15 protein-coding genes are annotated in these 17050 nt (G+C 38.0%); 3 read left to right on the top strand and 12 right to left on the bottom strand.

The features are described 5' to 3' along the window. Positions 1–4 precede the first annotated feature (4 nt). From prfB to Q0L65_RS04280, 3 genes are all read left to right on the top strand, one after another. A protein-coding gene (prfB, locus tag Q0L65_RS04270) for a peptide chain release factor 2 (protein ID WP_296683909.1) occupies positions 5–1103 on the top strand; the annotation gives its coding sequence in 2 pieces (ribosomal slippage) (positions 5–67 and positions 69–1103; 1098 coding nt in all). A gap of 140 nt (positions 1104–1243) precedes the next feature. Beyond that, positions 1244–2245, top strand: coding sequence for a UDP-3-O-(3-hydroxymyristoyl)glucosamine N-acyltransferase (lpxD, locus tag Q0L65_RS04275; protein WP_296683847.1), 1002 nt, complete (start codon positions 1244–1246; stop codon positions 2243–2245). A 94-nt stretch (positions 2246–2339) separates the two neighbouring features. Beyond that, a complete protein-coding gene (locus Q0L65_RS04280) occupies positions 2340–3968 on the top strand; it encodes a carboxyl transferase domain-containing protein (protein WP_296683850.1) in 1629 nt (542 codons plus the stop codon). A 97-nt stretch (positions 3969–4065) separates the two neighbouring features. Here the strand turns inward: Q0L65_RS04280 and fucP are convergent, their stop codons facing one another. The 12 genes from fucP to Q0L65_RS04340 all read right to left on the bottom strand — a co-directional run bounded on the left by fucP (position 4066) and on the right by Q0L65_RS04340 (position 16986). After that, positions 4066–5370 carry an L-fucose:H+ symporter permease gene (fucP, locus tag Q0L65_RS04285; RefSeq protein WP_296683853.1) on the bottom strand — a complete coding sequence of 435 codons (1305 nt, stop codon included), beginning with the start codon at positions 5368–5370 and terminating at the stop codon, positions 4066–4068. A 22-nt stretch (positions 5371–5392) separates the two neighbouring features. Further along, the gene (locus Q0L65_RS04290; protein WP_296683855.1) at positions 5393–5833 is read right to left on the bottom strand and encodes a MaoC/PaaZ C-terminal domain-containing protein; all 441 of its coding nucleotides are present in this window, start codon (positions 5831–5833) and stop codon (positions 5393–5395) included. Between the two features lie 11 nt (positions 5834–5844). Next, the gene (locus Q0L65_RS04295) at positions 5845–6918 is read right to left on the bottom strand and encodes a Gfo/Idh/MocA family oxidoreductase (RefSeq protein WP_296683859.1); all 1074 of its coding nucleotides are present in this window, start codon (positions 6916–6918) and stop codon (positions 5845–5847) included. Position 6919: 1 nt separating this feature from the next. Then, positions 6920–8143, bottom strand: a complete 1224-nt coding sequence (locus Q0L65_RS04300; RefSeq protein ID WP_296683861.1) for an extracellular solute-binding protein — start codon at positions 8141–8143, stop codon at positions 6920–6922. Then, complete coding sequence (locus tag Q0L65_RS04305) at positions 8143–9279, bottom strand: CaiB/BaiF CoA-transferase family protein (RefSeq protein WP_296683863.1); 1137 nt, start codon at positions 9277–9279, stop codon at positions 8143–8145. Before Q0L65_RS04305 ends, Q0L65_RS04300 begins: the two co-directional genes overlap by 1 nt. Next, the gene (locus tag Q0L65_RS04310; protein ID WP_296683867.1) at positions 9280–10425 is read right to left on the bottom strand and encodes a CoA transferase; all 1146 of its coding nucleotides are present in this window, start codon (positions 10423–10425) and stop codon (positions 9280–9282) included. It lies immediately after the preceding gene. After that, positions 10422–11570, bottom strand: coding sequence for an extracellular solute-binding protein (locus tag Q0L65_RS04315; protein WP_296683868.1), 1149 nt, complete (start codon positions 11568–11570; stop codon positions 10422–10424). Before Q0L65_RS04315 ends, Q0L65_RS04310 begins: the two co-directional genes overlap by 4 nt. A 145-nt stretch (positions 11571–11715) precedes the next feature. Continuing rightward, positions 11716–12753: an o-succinylbenzoate synthase gene (locus Q0L65_RS04320; protein ID WP_296683871.1), complete on the bottom strand. Its 1038-nt coding sequence runs from the start codon at positions 12751–12753 to the stop codon at positions 11716–11718. Positions 12754–12759: 6 nt separating this feature from the next. After that, positions 12760–13968: a tetratricopeptide repeat protein gene (locus tag Q0L65_RS04325; protein WP_296683872.1), complete on the bottom strand. Its 1209-nt coding sequence runs from the start codon at positions 13966–13968 to the stop codon at positions 12760–12762. Between the two features lie 57 nt (positions 13969–14025). Then, complete coding sequence (menA, locus tag Q0L65_RS04330; protein WP_296683875.1) at positions 14026–14976, bottom strand: 1,4-dihydroxy-2-naphthoate octaprenyltransferase; 951 nt, start codon at positions 14974–14976, stop codon at positions 14026–14028. Between the two features lie 70 nt (positions 14977–15046). After that, positions 15047–15886 (bottom strand): 1,4-dihydroxy-2-naphthoyl-CoA synthase, encoded by an 840-nt coding sequence (locus tag Q0L65_RS04335; protein WP_296683876.1) that lies wholly within the window; start codon positions 15884–15886, stop codon positions 15047–15049. A 245-nt stretch (positions 15887–16131) separates the two neighbouring features. Beyond that, complete coding sequence (locus Q0L65_RS04340; RefSeq protein WP_296683912.1) at positions 16132–16986, bottom strand: S1-like domain-containing RNA-binding protein; 855 nt, start codon at positions 16984–16986, stop codon at positions 16132–16134. Between the last annotated feature and the right edge of the window lie 64 nt (positions 16987–17050).

Here is a 17050-nt window from a genome sequence, read left to right on the forward strand (position 1 = left end):
ATTTATGACAACTACCGAACAAATAAAAGGTATTGTAGAACGCCTTGGTGCGTTGAGGAGGTATCTTTGACGTTGATGCCAAATTAATTGAAATTACAAACGAAGAAGAAAAGACGTTTGCGCCTGACTTTTGGAACAATGCCAAAGAAGCTGAAATCGTTGTTAAAAACCTTCGAAACAAAAAAAAGTGGATCGAAGATTACAACAAAGCGGTTGAGCTGAGTGATGAATTGCAATTGGCGTATGAATTTTACAAAGAAGGCGAACTTTCTGTAGAAGAATTAGACGAACAATATCATACCACAGAGTTGCATATAGAAGGTATTGAATTCAAGAATATGCTTTCGGAAGAAGGTGATACTTTGAGTGCAGTACTCCAAATTACAGCCGGTGCTGGTGGAACAGAAAGTTGTGATTGGGCATCCATGCTCATGAGGATGTACTTAATGTGGGCCGAAAAACAAGGATACAAAGTCAAAGAATTAAACTTTCAAGAAGGTGATGTAGCGGGAATCAAAACTGTGACTTTGGAAATTGAAGGTGATTATGCTTTTGGTTATTTAAAAGGAGAAAACGGGGTGCATCGATTAGTCCGAATTTCACCTTTTGATAGCAATGCCAAGCGTCATACCTCTTTTGCTTCTGTTTATGTGTATCCTTTGGTGGATGATACTATCGAAATTGACATCAATCCGGCAGATATTGAAATTACCACCGCGCGTTCTAGTGGTGCTGGTGGGCAAAATGTGAACAAGGTAGAAACCAAAGTACAATTGGTACACAAACCGACAGGAATTCAGATTCAATGTTCGGAAACACGTTCGCAACACGACAATAGAAACCGTGCCATGCAAATGCTTCGTTCGCAATTGTATGAAATTGAGTTGAAAAAACAACTCGCTCAACGTGCCGATATCGAAGCGGGAAAAATGAAAATTGAGTGGGGTTCACAAATTAGAAACTATGTCATGCATCCGTACAAATTAGTCAAAGACGTTCGTAGCGGATTTGAATCAACCGATGTCGATGCCGTGATGAATGGCGAAATTGACAATTTCTTAAAAGCCTATCTCATGATGATGGGACAAAAAGAAGACGAATAAATTGTAGTAGCACTAAAAACAACACTCCTCAACCTTCCTAATTAGAATGGTTTGAGGAGTTTTTATTTTCAAAAAGTTGCTCATTCAAAAGGAATTGAGTTTATTTGGTGATTATACCACCAAAAAACCGACCAAAAACTATGAAATCCTACTCTATTCAAGAACTTAACGAAGTACTTCAGGGAACTATTGTTGGACTAACCAATCAAACAATAACAGCTCCCGAACAATTAGACGAAGCTTCGGAAACTGAAATTTCCTTCATTGGACATAGAAAATACGAAAAAAATTGGGCTACTTCAAAAGCGTGTGCCGCTGTTGTTAATGAAGACATTAGCATTGAACCAGGAGACAATCGGGCTTTTATCAAAGTGAAAAATGCTGATTTGGCCATGTCGCAAGTGTTGGAACTTTTTGCTCCGCCAAGTCCTGTATTTCATGTTGAAATTCATCCAACTGCTGTGATTGATGCTACGGCAACTATTGGAAAAGGAAGTAAAATTGGCGCCAATGTGTATGTAGGTCCAAAAACAACCATCGGAGAAAATTCAATCCTCTACCCTAACGTAACCGTATTGGACGAATGTTCCATTGGAAACAATACCGTAATTTGGTCAGGAACTGTCGTTAGAGAGCGTTGTCATATTGGTCATCATTGTATTATTCATCCTAATGCGACTATTGGTGCGGATGGCTTTGGTTTTAGACCTGACCCACAAAAAGGCTTGGTTAAAATTCCGCAAATTGGGAATGTTGTGATTGGCAATGGCGTAGAAATCGGCGCTAACTCTTGTGTAGATAGAGGCAAATTCAGCTCGACTGTTTTGGGTGACGGATGTAAAATTGACAATTTAGTGCAAATTGGTCACAACAGTAAACTAGGTCGTTTTTGTATTATGGCCGGAAACAGTGGATTGGCAGGTTCCGTAACTTTAGGTAATGGCGTCATCATTGGCGGAAGCGCTTCGATTAAAGACCACACTATTCTTGGTGATGGAGCCATTGTAGGTGCGGGTTCTGGCGTAGTTGGTGATGTGGCTGCAGGCAAAACCGTTTTAGGCTACCCGGCAGTTGACGCTAGAGATGCGCTGAAACAATGGGCGATATTAAAACGTTTAGTGGAAGACTCTAAAAATAAATAAGAACCAAAAAGGAATTAAAAATCATCATTTGGAGCCACTTTTCAAATGATGATTTTGTATTTTAGCGCTATCAATACTTGACAAATAATTGCAAATGGATTTGAATTTCAATAAAAACGAAGATCACAACAAACTGTTACTTTCTGAATTACGTAAAAAACTAGGCGAAGTAAAATTAGGCGGCGGAGAAAAACGCATCCAAAAATTACATGCCGAAGGAAAGATGACAGCTCGTGAACGCATTGATTATTTGCTCGATGCCAACGAAAAAAGTATTGAAATTGGTGCCTTTGTTGGAGAAGGAATGTACCCAGAACACGGCGGATGTCCTTCGGGAGGGGTCGTGGTTAAACTAGGGTACATCAAAGGAAAACAATGTATTGTAGTTGCTAATGATGCGACTGTAAAAGCAGGAGCTTGGTTCCCAATAACCGCTAAGAAAAACCTTCGCGCGCAAGAAATTGCAATGGAAAACCGTATTCCTATTATTTATTTAGTGGATAGTGCTGGGGTGTATTTGCCTTTGCAAGATGAAATTTTTCCAGACAAAGAACACTTTGGACGTGTTTTTAGAAACAATGCCTTAATGAGCAGCATGGGAATTACCCAAATCTCAGCAGTGATGGGAAGTTGCGTAGCAGGTGGAGCTTATTTGCCTATTATGAGTGACGAAGCCTTGATTGTGGACAAAACAGGAAGTATCTTTTTGGCAGGAAGTTATTTGGTCAAAGCCGCCATTGGCGAAAGCATTGATAACGAAACTTTAGGTGGCGCAACTACCCATTGCGAAATCTCAGGAGTAACCGATTATAAAGCCAAAGACGACAAAGATGCTTTGGACAAAATAAAAAATATCGTGGATAAAATTGGCGATTATGACAAAGCCGGTTTTAACCGAATCCAATCCCAAAAACCTACTCAAGACGAAAACGAATTGTATGGCGTACTTCCTAAAGCGCGTACCGATCAATACGATATGATGGAAATCATCAAGCGATTGGTGGACAATTCCGAGTTTGAAGCTTACAAAGAAGGCTATGGCCAAACCATCATCACGGGTTATGCTCGAATAGACGGTTGGGCTGTGGGCATTGTAGCCAATCAACGAAAAGTAGTCAAAACTAAAAATGGTGAAATGCAATTTGGAGGTGTTATTTACTCCGATTCGGCAGATAAAGCCACACGTTTTATAGCCAATTGCAACCAAAAGAAAATTCCGTTAGTGTTTTTACAAGACGTAACCGGTTTTATGGTAGGCAGTAAATCGGAACATGGGGGCATTATAAAAGACGGTGCCAAAATGGTGAATGCCGTTTCTAATTCGGTGGTGCCAAAATTTACTGTAATTGTTGGCAACTCCTATGGAGCAGGAAATTATGCGATGTGTGGCAAAGCTTACGACCCGCGTTTAATTGTGGCTTGGCCGAGTGCTGAATTAGCCGTAATGGGCGGCACACAAGCCGCCAAAGTATTGGCACAAATTGAAGCCAATTCGCTGAAAGCAAAAGGAGAACAAGTAGATGAGGCCAAAGAAGCCGAATTGTTTGCCAAAATAAAAGCGCGTTATGACGAACAGGTATCGCCTTACTATGCTGCTTCTCGATTGTGGACGGATGCGATTATTGATCCTTTGGACACGCGCACTTGGATTTCGATGGGAATTGAGGCCGCTAACCACGCACCTATTGAGAAACCGTTTAATTTAGGGGTGATTCAAGTATAAAAGAGAGAAATATGCATGACCTAAAAAAAGTTAGATATTATTTTGTGGCCATGCATAAGTTCTTATTATTTGTCCTCCTTCATTAAATAACAAGAGTTTACATTGGAGTAGTTTTCACTTTACGTCCCCATACACTAAAATACAGCACAATTACAAAACACACCAAGGGTATAATGTAGCCTGATTGGATATTGTCGTGGTTTAGGTCGATTAAAGTTCCCATACCGTAAGGAAGAATAGCACCTCCCACGATGGACATTACCAACCAAGATGAACCCGTTTCTGTATTCGATTTTAGGCCTACTAACCCCAATGAAAAAATAGTAGGAAACATAATAGACATAAAGAATCCAATAGCTCCTAGTGCATAAATTACGTTAATTCCAGTGCCGTAAATAGCCACTAAGCATAATACAATACTGATTACACAATAAATAGAAAGCAGTACGTAGTCTTTTACAAATCGTAAAAAGAAGGTGCCTATGAATCGGCCAGCCATGAATAAAAAGCCATAGATTCCGAGGTAGTAGGCGGCTGTTTTTTCGTCTAAACCAGCTCCTTGTTGCGCAATTCGGATGAAGAAACTAGTCACACAAACTTGTGCTCCTACGTAAAAAAATTGCGCTACTACAGCCCAGCTTAGGTGAGAAAATTTCAAAACAGAGAAAAATCCAGGCTTAATCTCTACTTCGGCATGCTCTGCTTTCATTGTAGGTAAGTGCATGAAATAAAACAAAATAGCAACTAATACTAATATAATTCCTAGAATGGTGTACGGTAATTTTACCGCACCAGCTTCTTCTAATAGCATGCTTGCTTTGGTTACCTCGGGCATAGCCGCCATTTGTTCAGGTGTAAGTGTTTTTCCTGAAAGAATGAATAGTGAACCAATAATTGGAGCAATCATAGCGGCTAATCCGTTGAAAGAAGCGGCTAGATTCAATCTTTTTGAGGAAGACTCCGAAGGGCCTAGTATGGCGGCATACGGATTAGCACTAGTTTCTAAAATAGTTAAACCGCAGCCAATTATGAATAATGCGAGTAGAAACAATTCGTAGGTACGTGTGTTGGCAGCAGGAACAAACAAAAAAGCTCCCGTTGCAAAAACTAACAAACCTGTGATTATACTGTTTTTATAGCCTATTTTTTTGATTAATATTCCCGCGGGAATTGCCATAATGAAATAGGCAAAAAATACGGCAGTATCGATTAAAGTAGATTGACGGTTATTTAATTCGCAAGCTTTTTTTAGATGCGGAATTAAAATGGAGTCTAAGTTGTGTGCCATTCCCCAAAGAAAGAATAGACAGGTAATTAAAATGAAAGGTAAAAGATAATTTACTCCAGCTCCTTTTTCTTCAGGTGCTTCGTGTTGGTCTCCAATTTGGTTAGTTACTTGCATAAGTAGGTTTTTAGGTGGTTATTTATTTTTTCTTTACTAATAATAGATGGTCACAAACCAAAACGACTTCTCCCTTTTGGTTGATGATTTCGACGTGTTCTGTCACGGTGCCCATATCGTCTCTTTTGGCTTCTCCTTTTTCAGCAATAGTGATTTCAGAATGGATGGTATCGCCAATGTGAACCGGTTTCACAAAGCGTAAACGATCGTAACCTTTTGAAAACGCTTCTGGATTAATTTCAGAAGCAGTCAAACCAATTCCGATGCTAAAAACCATTGTGCCATGCGCAATCCGTTGTCCAAAAGGTTGTGTTTTGCACCATTCTTCATCCATATGATGTGGAAAAAAATCTCCGGTATGTCCTGCATGAACTACAAAGTCTGTTTCGGTAATTGTTCTTCCAAGGGTTACACGTTTGTCGTTAATTTGATACTCTTCAAAAAAAGTTGATTTAAAATACATACTGTTGTTTTTTATAATTCGTCTAATGCTATTCCGCCTTTGGTTGTACTTATATAGCAGGCTTCTACTATTTTCATGGTGTCTAATACATCTTGGACACTTGCGTGTAATTTGGCATCACTACCTTCTTTAAAACGCATTAAATTAGACATGGTGCCAATGAAGGCTTCGGGAAACCAAGACCCTTCTAATGCTATTTGTTTCCATTCGTATTGATTGTTGTTTTCTGAATCTATTGTTGCATATTCAAACACATCAGGTAAACCTTCAGGATAGTTCATTAACAATCCCATTTTGGCTTTAATAGCACCTTTGGTTCCTTCCCATTTAATGAAACTTTCTTCATGATGTGACCCAAAAGCATGATCGTGATTGGTATTAATCACAACGCGCATTGTTTCTCCGTAATCTAAAATAATAGTGGATCGGCTCGAAGATAGTTTCTTTAGAGGGTGTTTAGTTGTTTTAGCCATTACACTTTTTGGATTTCCTAAAAAAGATCGAACACAATCAATGTAATGTACGCTGTGAAACAGAATTTCTAATCTTGGATGTTCTTTGATAAGTGGAAACAATTCCCAAGGCGTGTTAACAGCCACTCTAAATTCTAAATCGTACAATTCGCCAATAATACCTTTGTTAATAAGGTCTCTAGCAGCACTTACAAAAGAAGCGAAACGCAATTGGAAATTAATTCCAGCTACTAATTGTTTCTTTTCGCAAACCGCTACTATTTCGCGTGCTTGTGCTAAATCATTTCCCATCGGTTTTTGAATTAAAACTGCAGCACCATCAGGTAATTGTTCTAAAATTTCGATGTATTGATCAGGAAGAACCGTGATGTCATAGACTGTATTTTTGGGTGCGTTTTTCACTGCATCGGCTACCGATTCAAAAACGTGTTCTATATTGTATTTTTCGGCTAGCTCTTGGGCTTTGGAAAGCGTTCTGTTGGTAATTCCAAAAACTTTAAATCCAGCCATTTCATAAGCGGGTAAGTGGGCATCTTTTACGATTCCGCTAGCTCCAATAATGATAATGGGCTGTTGTGTTTCGGGTAATAGTGGTTTGTAGTTAATGGTCATTTTATTCTAATTTTTGAATCTCAATTTGTGTTATTTTAAGCAGTTCAGCCGAAGAAGTGCTACTATTTAATGCTTTAAGCACCATTTGGTCAATTAATTCTGCAACTTTAGGCCAAATGGGAGTTTGGGGTAAAGTAAGGGCATTTTCGTGCAAAATACTTAGTTTGTGATAAAAAGGAATGATTTGGTTAATCTCTGGGTCAATCCAAGTCGATTTTCTACACCCAATTCCGCCTTCGGTAGTCAACAATTTATCACTGGCTGCAGTGGTTGCAAAACGTAAAAAATCATAGGCAAGTTTTTGGTGTTTACTACCTGTTCCAATGGTATAGAGCCAATACACATTTAAAGAAGCAGTTGTATGGTTGGGATCAAAGGGAAGTTCGGCAATATCTACCTTTCCTTTTACCTTAGACTCATCAATTACTTCGCACATAGAAGCAAATCCAAACCAATTGATAGCCAGCGCTGCTTCTCCTTTGGCGAAAGCCATACCCGCTTCGACAGAACCAAACTCTTTGGATTGTGGATGTACGGCTTGGGTGTTGTTTACACTATTTCGATAAAAATCTAATGCTTCAATGGCTGCAGTTTGATTGATGTTTATAGTGTTGTGATTGTCTAGCAAAGAACCGCCTCTGGTCCACAACTGTAGACAAAAATCAAAAACCATATTGTGTCCGTCTGGATAATTAGCAAACACACATCCGTATAAATTATCTTCCGGGCGATGGAAAAACTCAGCTATTTGAGTAAACTCTTGCCAAGTTTTAGGAGGGCGAAGCTCGTAATTGTATCGGTTTTTAAAGGTTGCTTTTTCAGAAGGATCATCAAATAAATCCTTACGATACATCAAACATTCAGGGCCGTCATGAAAAGGTAATCCATAAACGCCATTATTAATTTGTTGTAAATGAAGTAAAGATGGATGCCATCCTTCTGGAAAGTTTTCGGGTGGTTGTTGTGCAATAAAGTCATTCAGATTTTCAACGGATTGACTGTTTACGGCGTCAAAAATCCAATCAGTATTCAAATGCGCAATATCCCAATCGCCATTTTTTAAACCATTAGTAGTGAGTGTAGCTTCGTACAAATCATGAAGTTCCATTGGAATCATTTCGACTTCAACAGTACAGTTGTTTTCGAGACAAAAAGCTTCCCATAACTTTTGTAAAGTGATTTCAAACGGGTCAAATTTTCTAACGGCAATTCTAAATTTTTCCATTACAATGTAAATTCTTTGATTATTGATTCGTTGTCTTGCCCTAATTTTGGAGATCCTTTGCTTGAGGTGAATAATTCGCCATCAATTTTTATAGGACATCGTGTTGTTGCGTACGAATAACCATCTTGCATTTGTACTTCTTGAATGAAGTCGAGGACTTTGAAACCTTCTTCTTCAAAAAGCTGGTCGTAATTTAGGACATTAGCACACCAAATATCAGCGGGTTCTAAAATGGCTAGCCAAAATTCTGTTGGTTGTGTTTGCAAATGTGTAGCCAAAATAGTTTTGATTTCGTCTCGCAAACTGAATTTATTTTCAGGGAAAGCGAGTAATTCATTGCATTGTAAAAGTTCTGCCAAAACAGGGATAGACCCCATGGCAAGCGCTAAGTAGCCGTTTTGGGTTTGGTAAATTCCGTACGGCGCACCAAGGTAGGCGTGAGCATTATTATTTTTAGTTCTGACAGGCAATTCACCACCATCATTAAAATAAGTAGTGATGGTTTCGAATTGAAAATCAAAAGCCGATTCTAACATGCTTACTTGTACTAATGCTCCAACATTTTGTACCGACTTTCTATACAAAGTAGCCAAAATTCCTTGAGCTAAATGAGCTCCAGCCAACATATCTACAATAGACAATCCCATAGCGACAGGACCATCCTCTTGGTTTCCTGTGAGCCAAGTTAGGCCTGTCATCGATTGTAATAATAAGTCTTGTCCAGGTATTTTTTTTAATTCAGAATGATTCCCATAGCCAGAAATGGAAGCATAAATAATTTTGGGATTGATTTTTAGTACTTCTTCGTAGCTAAGGCCAACGCGTTCCATTACACCAGGTCTAAAATTATGCATTACTACATCTGCTTTTGCAATAAGTTTCTTAATTTTTTGCAATCCGTCAGGTTCTTTGAAATCAATAGCAAAAGATTCTTTGTTTCTGTTAATAGTATGAAAAACAGAAGATTCACCATTCATAATTAAATCAGAAGTATAAAGCGTACGGCAAATATCTCCAGTTGCTGGTTTTTCAATTTTGATAACTCGCGCCCCTAAATCTGCCAAACGTAAACTAGCAGAGGGTCCTGAGAGAAATTGACTAAAGTCTATTACTAAATAATTGTCTAAAGGCTTCATTTAATCGTTTAAAAAGAATTGGTGTATTTTGATATTGTCTTCGCCTACTTTTGGAGCGGCTTTACTATGAGTGAGTATTTTACCATCCAATTGAATAGGGCTACGAGTTGTTGTTAATGGAATAGCATCTGTATTTTGAACCGTTTGTTTTAAGCCTAGCTCCTGTATGAACTTTTGATGGTTGAGGTCGTTGTAATTCAATACTTTACCACACCAAATCCCATTGTTATTTAGTAATTCTATCCAATTATCAGCGGTATCGGTAAGGAGTTGGTTGCTCAATAATTTTCTAATACTATCTCGAGAGGAGAACCATAGTGCTTTGTCTTGGAATTGGTCTAAATCAACACCAATAATTTTTCCAATGCATTGCAAATCGCCCATAGCTAATGCAAGATAGCCTTGTTGTGTTTTATAAATGCCGTAGGGCGCACTCAATAAGGTATGCGCGCTACCTTGTATATCACCTCTTTCGGGTATTTTTTTTCCGTTATTCAAATAGGTAGTTATGACTTCAAATTGTACATCCAAGATAGACTCTAACAAACTCACTTCTACGAGAACGCCTTTACCTATTTTTGTTCTTTTGAGTAATCCTGCAAGCAGGCCTTGCACAAAGTGATTCCCACACATTAAATCGGCTACAGCTAGACCAAAGGGTACAGGAGGCTGACTTTTTTTTCCGCTAAGCCAAGTCAATCCCGAAATGGATTGTACTAGTAAATCCTGACCTGGTTTTGTAGCCCAAGGGCCTTTTTCGCCATAACCTGTTACCACGCCATAAATTATTCTAGGATTGATGGTTGCTGTATCTTTAAAGCTTAATCCTATTTTTTCCATCACACCTGGACGAAAATTATGGGTCATAATATCGGCTTTGGCAATGAGTTTTTTTACTATTGCTAAATCGTCAGGGTTTTTAAGATCAGCGGCAAAAGATTCTTTGTTTCTATTAATGGTATGAAAAAGCAAACTACTATCGTCCACAAAAAGGTCTTTGATACTAAGTTGTCTGCAGGCTTCGCCTTTTACGGGACGTTCAATTTTGATAACGCGGGCACCCAAATCAGCTAGTTTTAACCCAGCCGAAGGCCCAGCCAAAAACTGACAAAATTCGAGTACGACTAATCCTTCTAATGGTTTCATGAATTGGTATTGTTTAGCGATTTTGCATACAAAACATTTAACTCTTCTAGTACCGCTTTTTCATCACCACCTTTCATAAGATAATCTCTGACTACATCGCCAGCATGATCTTGAAAGTACATATGACCATCGTATCTTGGTCTTAAAAAAGCCCGTTCTAAAGCAGGTAATGTATTTTTGAAATAATCGTGTGTTAGTTGGTTAATTCGTTCATTTTTCCAAGCTTGAAGGTGACCCGGTTGTCCACCGTTGTCAGCAAAAATAGTTTGTTGTATTGCAGAAGAACAAGCAAACTCAGCGTATTGAATTGCTTCATTGCGATACTGACTAGACGAAGAAACTGCTAAACCAGTCCCTCCTAATGAACTAATCATAGGTTGTTGATTTAACTGAACCAAATCATAAAAATGCAGTAGATTGTCACTATATCCTGTTCTGGAGTAGTTAGAATAGCCATAAGCAAAAGGACAGTAGGCAATTTCGTTTGAATTGACCATAGCCTCATATACTTGAATAGGATTTCGGTTGAAATTAGCAGGATCAATAAGTAAGGCTAATGCTCTAAAAAGTTGTAGCGCCTTGGTTCCTGTTGCCATTGAAACGACTTCTTGAGTAGTTTGAAAAGGAGCTTCTCCAAGACTGCAGCAATACATATAAAAACTCATCAAAACATCAATTGGAATTCCTGCAAAAGCCACTTTTCCTTTTTTTGCCAATGCTAAAAGGTCGTCATAGGTTTGAGGCACTTTTTCTCCCATTTGTTCCAAAATGTCTTTTCGAGCAGCAGCTACAGGTGTTGCAGCATCTATGGGTAAAGCCCATAATTTGTTGCTAAAAACATAACTCTCGTATGATTTTCCTACGGTATTTTTTTCTTGATCTTGGATGTATTCAGCTGAGAGATAATCAGACAAAGGTAAGATAGCTTTGGTCTGAGCGCCAAAACCAGTCCAAGGATGGTCAATGACTAATAAATCAAATCGTTCCGCTAGGCTATCAATAGAACTGTCTGCAAAATCTTGTAAACTTCTTTTTTCCCAACTAATTTCAATTCCAGGGTGGAACTCAGAAAAGCGTTGAGCGGTGGCCACCATAGGGAGTAAACCACGGGTATGATTCCAAGTTATTCCTTTTAATTTTTTCATTTTATATTGCCTGTATTTTTTAACTGTTAAATATACACTTATATTTTCACAAACAATAAATTTTGCTTTTTTTTCTTAGTATCTTAATTTAGAGGCTTTCAAATGGATTGTCATCATACGAGAAGCAGTGTTAATTACTTCGTAATTACACTAAATTACAATCCCAATCTAAATCGGTATTGTACCACAATTGTCCTTGAGCCACCGCTAGAGGGCAATCAAAATTATTGGTGTACAAAGCACCAGTTCCCAATCCTTGCGGCATGGAATTGTGTTGTAAAAAAGTCCATTGCGCAATCGCATTTAATCCAATATTACTTTCCAAAGCCGAGGTAATCCACCACCCTATTTGGTGCTTTTCAGCCAATGTAATCCACTCTTGCGTACCCCGAAATCCGCCTACAAAACTAGGCTTCAAAATAATGTATTGGGGTTTGATTTTTTGCAGTAGCGCTTCTTTTTCAGCTAGACTAAAAACACCTATCAGCTCTTCGTCCAAAGCAATAGGAAATGGAGCGGTTTTACATAGTTCTGACATCCTGTCAGTATTACTTTTTTGAATAGGCTGCTCTATACTATGTAATTCAAATTCAGATAATTGAATTAATTTATTTAAAGCTTCATTTACATTAAAAGCACCGTTAGCATCTACTCGAATTTCGATTTGTTCCGGACTAAAATTGGCTCGAATATATCGCAATAATTGCAGTTCTTTTTCAAAATCAATAGCGCCAATTTTCAGTTTCACACATTGAAACCCAGCGGCTAGTTTCTCTTCTATTTGCTCCTTCATAAATGCCTCTTCTCCCATCCAAATCAATCCATTAATTGGAATTGATTGTTGACCTTCGGTAAATTCGGAAGGAAAGAGTAAAAACGGAGTTTCGCTATCCAACGATTGGAATGCCATTTCTACTCCAAATTGTATCGAAGGAAATTCTATTAACGCTTCCCAAAGCACCTCTTTGCCCAAATGAATATTCACACAAGTCCAAGATAATTTTTCTTCATAATCCAGACGATCATCACAACTGAGTCCGCGAAGTATTCCACACTCACCTATTCCTTTTTTACCGTCTTGCTCCAAAACGATAAACCAGGTTTCTTTATCCGTCAACACGCCTCTGGAAGTTCCCGAAGGGCGTTTAAAATGCAGTAGGTGTTTATGATAGGTTGCTTTCAAAAGAGATTATTCTAAAATTTTCAAAATAGCATTGAAGTCATCATTTTGAATTCCTGCCTTTTGGAAAGCATCAAAATCCAATTTGGTTTTTTGCGTCCAACTCAAACTATCCGTTACATTTTGATTGGAATAGGTTTTATGAATTGCTTTAGCCGCTTTGTAATTACCATTCAGCAAATAGGCATGTGCTAAATTCAACTGAATCAATAACTCTGTAGCGTCTATTTTTTGACCTTCTTGTAGTGTTTTCAGTGCCTTACCGTATTGTTTCGTAATTAAATAGTAATACCCAAGTGTGTTATAATCCAACACCGCGGCTTTACCATTGTTGATTACCGTATTCATTTTTGCAATTGCAGCGCCATAATTGCCTTTTTTAGCTAACACTGCAGCTTGTGTTCGTAAATCTGAATTGAATGCTTTAGAAGCGCCTGTTTCGTTAAAGCAAAGTGCGCCAAAATCCTTAAACGCCTTGTTACGTTCTTCGGCTAATAATTTTTGAAACTCTTTGAATGTATATTTCGCTTGGATTTTATCGGAAACACAAACACAGAAATCACCCGGATTGGTCATTTTTTGAGCCAAATTAGACGTTTTGCATTGATCGATGATTGCTTTGCGATTTTCTTTGGTCCACCCTCGACTCAATTTATAATCTACCCACGGCACGACTTCCAATACAATTTTCTGGTTCATAATCCAGTTTTTACTCTCAAACCCAAACCACAACATAGTAGAATTGATATTTGATTTCAGACAAGTAGATTTATCTACAGACAAGCGTTTCGCATCTTTACTCACAGGCTCGTCTTGAATCAAACAAGCTTCGCTAGTAGCTCCAGTAGTCACATAATTATTCGCCACATCCGACCTAGAAAAAATAGCATATTTACATTTGTCGTCTCCCGATATTTTGGAAACCAAAAACACCGCCCCTGCTGAACCTTGACTAATTCCTGTTGGATCCGGAATCGCTTTCAGTACCGAAACCAAACTATTGGCAATTTGTTGGTTTTTATCCAAAAGTGTAATGCGATAAATCAATTCCGTAGTTCCGGTAGGTAAATCATCAATCTGTATTAAGATACGATCTCGTGCCGATACCACTACTTCTTTAGTGGTTGATCGTTCTTTATCCCAATACCCGCCTTTTTGAGCAAACAGCGCCGGAATAGCCATAAAAAAGAAAAAGAGCGCACTTATTTTTTTATACATACTTTAACTAACTATTTATTGCCTTGTATTCTAATTGAATTTGTTATTGCAATTTCTTTACGAATTGTTTACGATTAAGTCGGAAAAGAAGAAAATCATACACAACGCTAACAAAACTGAAAGCGCAAAGGTACTCAATGCTACTTTTTTTAATTCAGGATCTAATAACTTGTTATTTTGATTTTTACGAACAGTAATTAGATGTTTCACTAAAGGTATGTAGGCGAATAAAAACAAGTACTGGTCAAAATGAAAATCACTTAAAATAGCAAAGAGTAATACCAAAAACATGGCTCCGACAATCAAAAAGTAATGGTATTTTTTAGCGTTTTCTATTCCCATTTTTACCACCAAAGTATTCTTTCCTGATTTTCTATCCGAAGCTTCGTCACGCATATTATTCAAATTCAATACTGCTACGCTCAAGAAGCCAATCGCCGTTGCTGGCAAGATTAAAATACCATCCAATTGTTTGGAATACAAAAAGTTAACACCCAGCGTACTCACCAATCCGAAAAACACAAATACAAATAGATCTCCATAACCACGGTACCCATAGGCTGAATTACCAACTGTATAACGAATCGCAGAGGCAATTGCTGCAATACCTAAAATCAAGTAAAATAACGAAAATCCTAAATTGTGCGCTCCAAAGGCTAGGTAAATTAAATAAATAGCCGATAACAAAGTCAATCCTGAAGTCAGAATAATAGCGCGTTTCATAGCCTGAGGAGTAATTACCCCAGACTGAATGGTTCGTTTAGGCCCTACTCTATCTTCGTTATCGGTTCCTTTTATTCCGTCACCATAGTCATTGGCAAAATTGGAAAGGATTTGCAATCCCAAAGTAGTTAGTATCGCAAAAGCAAAAAGTTTCCAGTTGAAAACTTCCGTTGGAGTAAGTACATCCTCCGTTGGGTTTGCCAACGCATACATACTCCCTACTATAATTCCAGAAACTGATAAAGGTAAGGTTCTCAATCGAGCGGCTTCTATCCAGTGTTTCATTTTTTAGGTTATGAGTTTAATAAATTGGTTTATAAAGTTTAAATATTTAATGTTCTACATAGAAACCCAATTATGGCAACCATTTTTTCTCGAAATTCGGTTTTCTTTTTTCCAAAAAGGCATTTCTACCTTCTGTTGCTTCTTCAGTCATGTACGCCAAACGAGTGGCTTCGCCCGCAAAAACTTGTTGCCCTACCATACCATCATCGGTTAGATTCATTGCAAATTTCAACATTTTAATAGATGTTGGCGATTTGGCTAAAATTTCTTGCGCCCATTCATAAGCGGTATCTTCTAACTCAGCGTGCGGAATAACAGCATTTACCATTCCCATTTCATACGCCTCTTGAGCGGAATAATTTCGACCCAAGAAAAAGATTTCACGGGCTTTTTTCTGGCCTACCATTTTGGCTAAATACGCCGAACCGTATCCGCCATCAAAACTGGTTACATCGGCATCAGTTTGTTTAAAAATAGCATGTTCTTTACTCGCTAAAGTCAAATCACACACCACGTGTAAACTATGACCACCGCCCACAGCCCAACCTGGAACTACACAAATAACAGCTTTTGGCATAAAACGAATCAATCGTTGTACATCTAAAATATTCAATCTATGGTAACCGTCTTCCCCCACATAGCCTTGATGACCGCGTGCTTTTTGATCTCCTCCACTGCAAAATGACCAAATTCCGTCTTTGGACGAAGGTCCTTCAGCTGATAACAATACTACTCCTATTGAAGTATCTTCTTGTGCATCATGAAAAGCTTGTAATAATTCAGAAGTAGTTTTAGGACGAAATGCATTACGCACATCAGGGCGATTGAAAGCGATTCGTGCTACTCCATTGCATTTTTTATAGGTAATATCTTCAAATTCTCGGACTATTTTCCAATCTATCTTGCTCATAATTCTTTGATTTGCGTGTAAAAATAAGTCATTTTTTAGATTCTCTCCTAAAAAGAAAACCTAAAGTTAGCGGTTCAACACAAAAAAAGAGGGTGTTTTAAAAGTCTTATTCTTGTCAAACTGAACTTGTTTCAGTTTCTTTAAATATATTGAATTATAATATTTATAGATTCCGAAATAAATTCGGAATGACAAAATTCGTTCTTTATAAACACCCTCTTTAGGTAATGAAAAACTATTTAGAATTACTCTTTAATCAAATAAATCCCGTCGTCTTTAATTTCGATTAGTTTCTCTTTATACAAAGCTCCAATGGCTTTTTTAAAAGTCTTTTTACTCATTTTCAAGACCGTTTTAATATCTTCTGGATGCGAATTGTCATTCAGACGTAAAAAACCACGATTCGCTCGCAATTCGTCCAAAATTTTCTCCGCATTCGGCTCAATGCTTTGATACCCTTGCACTTGCAGCGCCACATCAATTTTATTGTCAGGACGAATGTTTTTAATGTATCCTCTCATTCTGTCTCCAGTACGAATAGCATCATCATACACCTCATCTTTGTACAACAATCCTTTGTGTTGTTCATTGATAATTACATTAATCCCAATCTCGGTGATATGCGAAACAATCAAATCGACTTCTTCTCCTTTTTCAACCGTCAAATGATCGTTACTCAAAAACTGATTCGTTTTACTTGAAGCAACCAAACGATTGGTTTTTTCGTCCATATACAAGTACACCAAATAGCGTTTTCCTTTTTCCATTGGACGTGCCTGCTCTTTGAACGGAACCAGAATGTCTTTTTCCATTCCCCAATCCATAAACGCACCAATTTGGTTGATATAATTCACACGCAAAAGTGCAAATTCATTCAACAAAACATAAGGCGCTAAGGTTGTGGCTACCGGGCGTTCTTCGTGATCCAAATACACAAAAACAATTAACTCTTCCCCTATTTCAAATTCGTTTGGAACGTATTTGTTGGGCAAGAGTACATCGTGAATCCCTTCAGGATCTTTTTCGGGATTTCCCAAAAACAAACCTACTTTAGTGTCACGTAATATGATAAGCGTATTGTATTTTCCTATTGCTAACATTTCTTCAATTCTAGAGTGCAAAGGTACGAAGCCATTTTGAATATCCGAACTATTCGCAAGAAAC

The organism is Flavobacterium sp., assembly GCF_024642105.1.
Lineage (GTDB): Bacteria > Bacteroidota > Bacteroidia > Flavobacteriales > Flavobacteriaceae > Flavobacterium.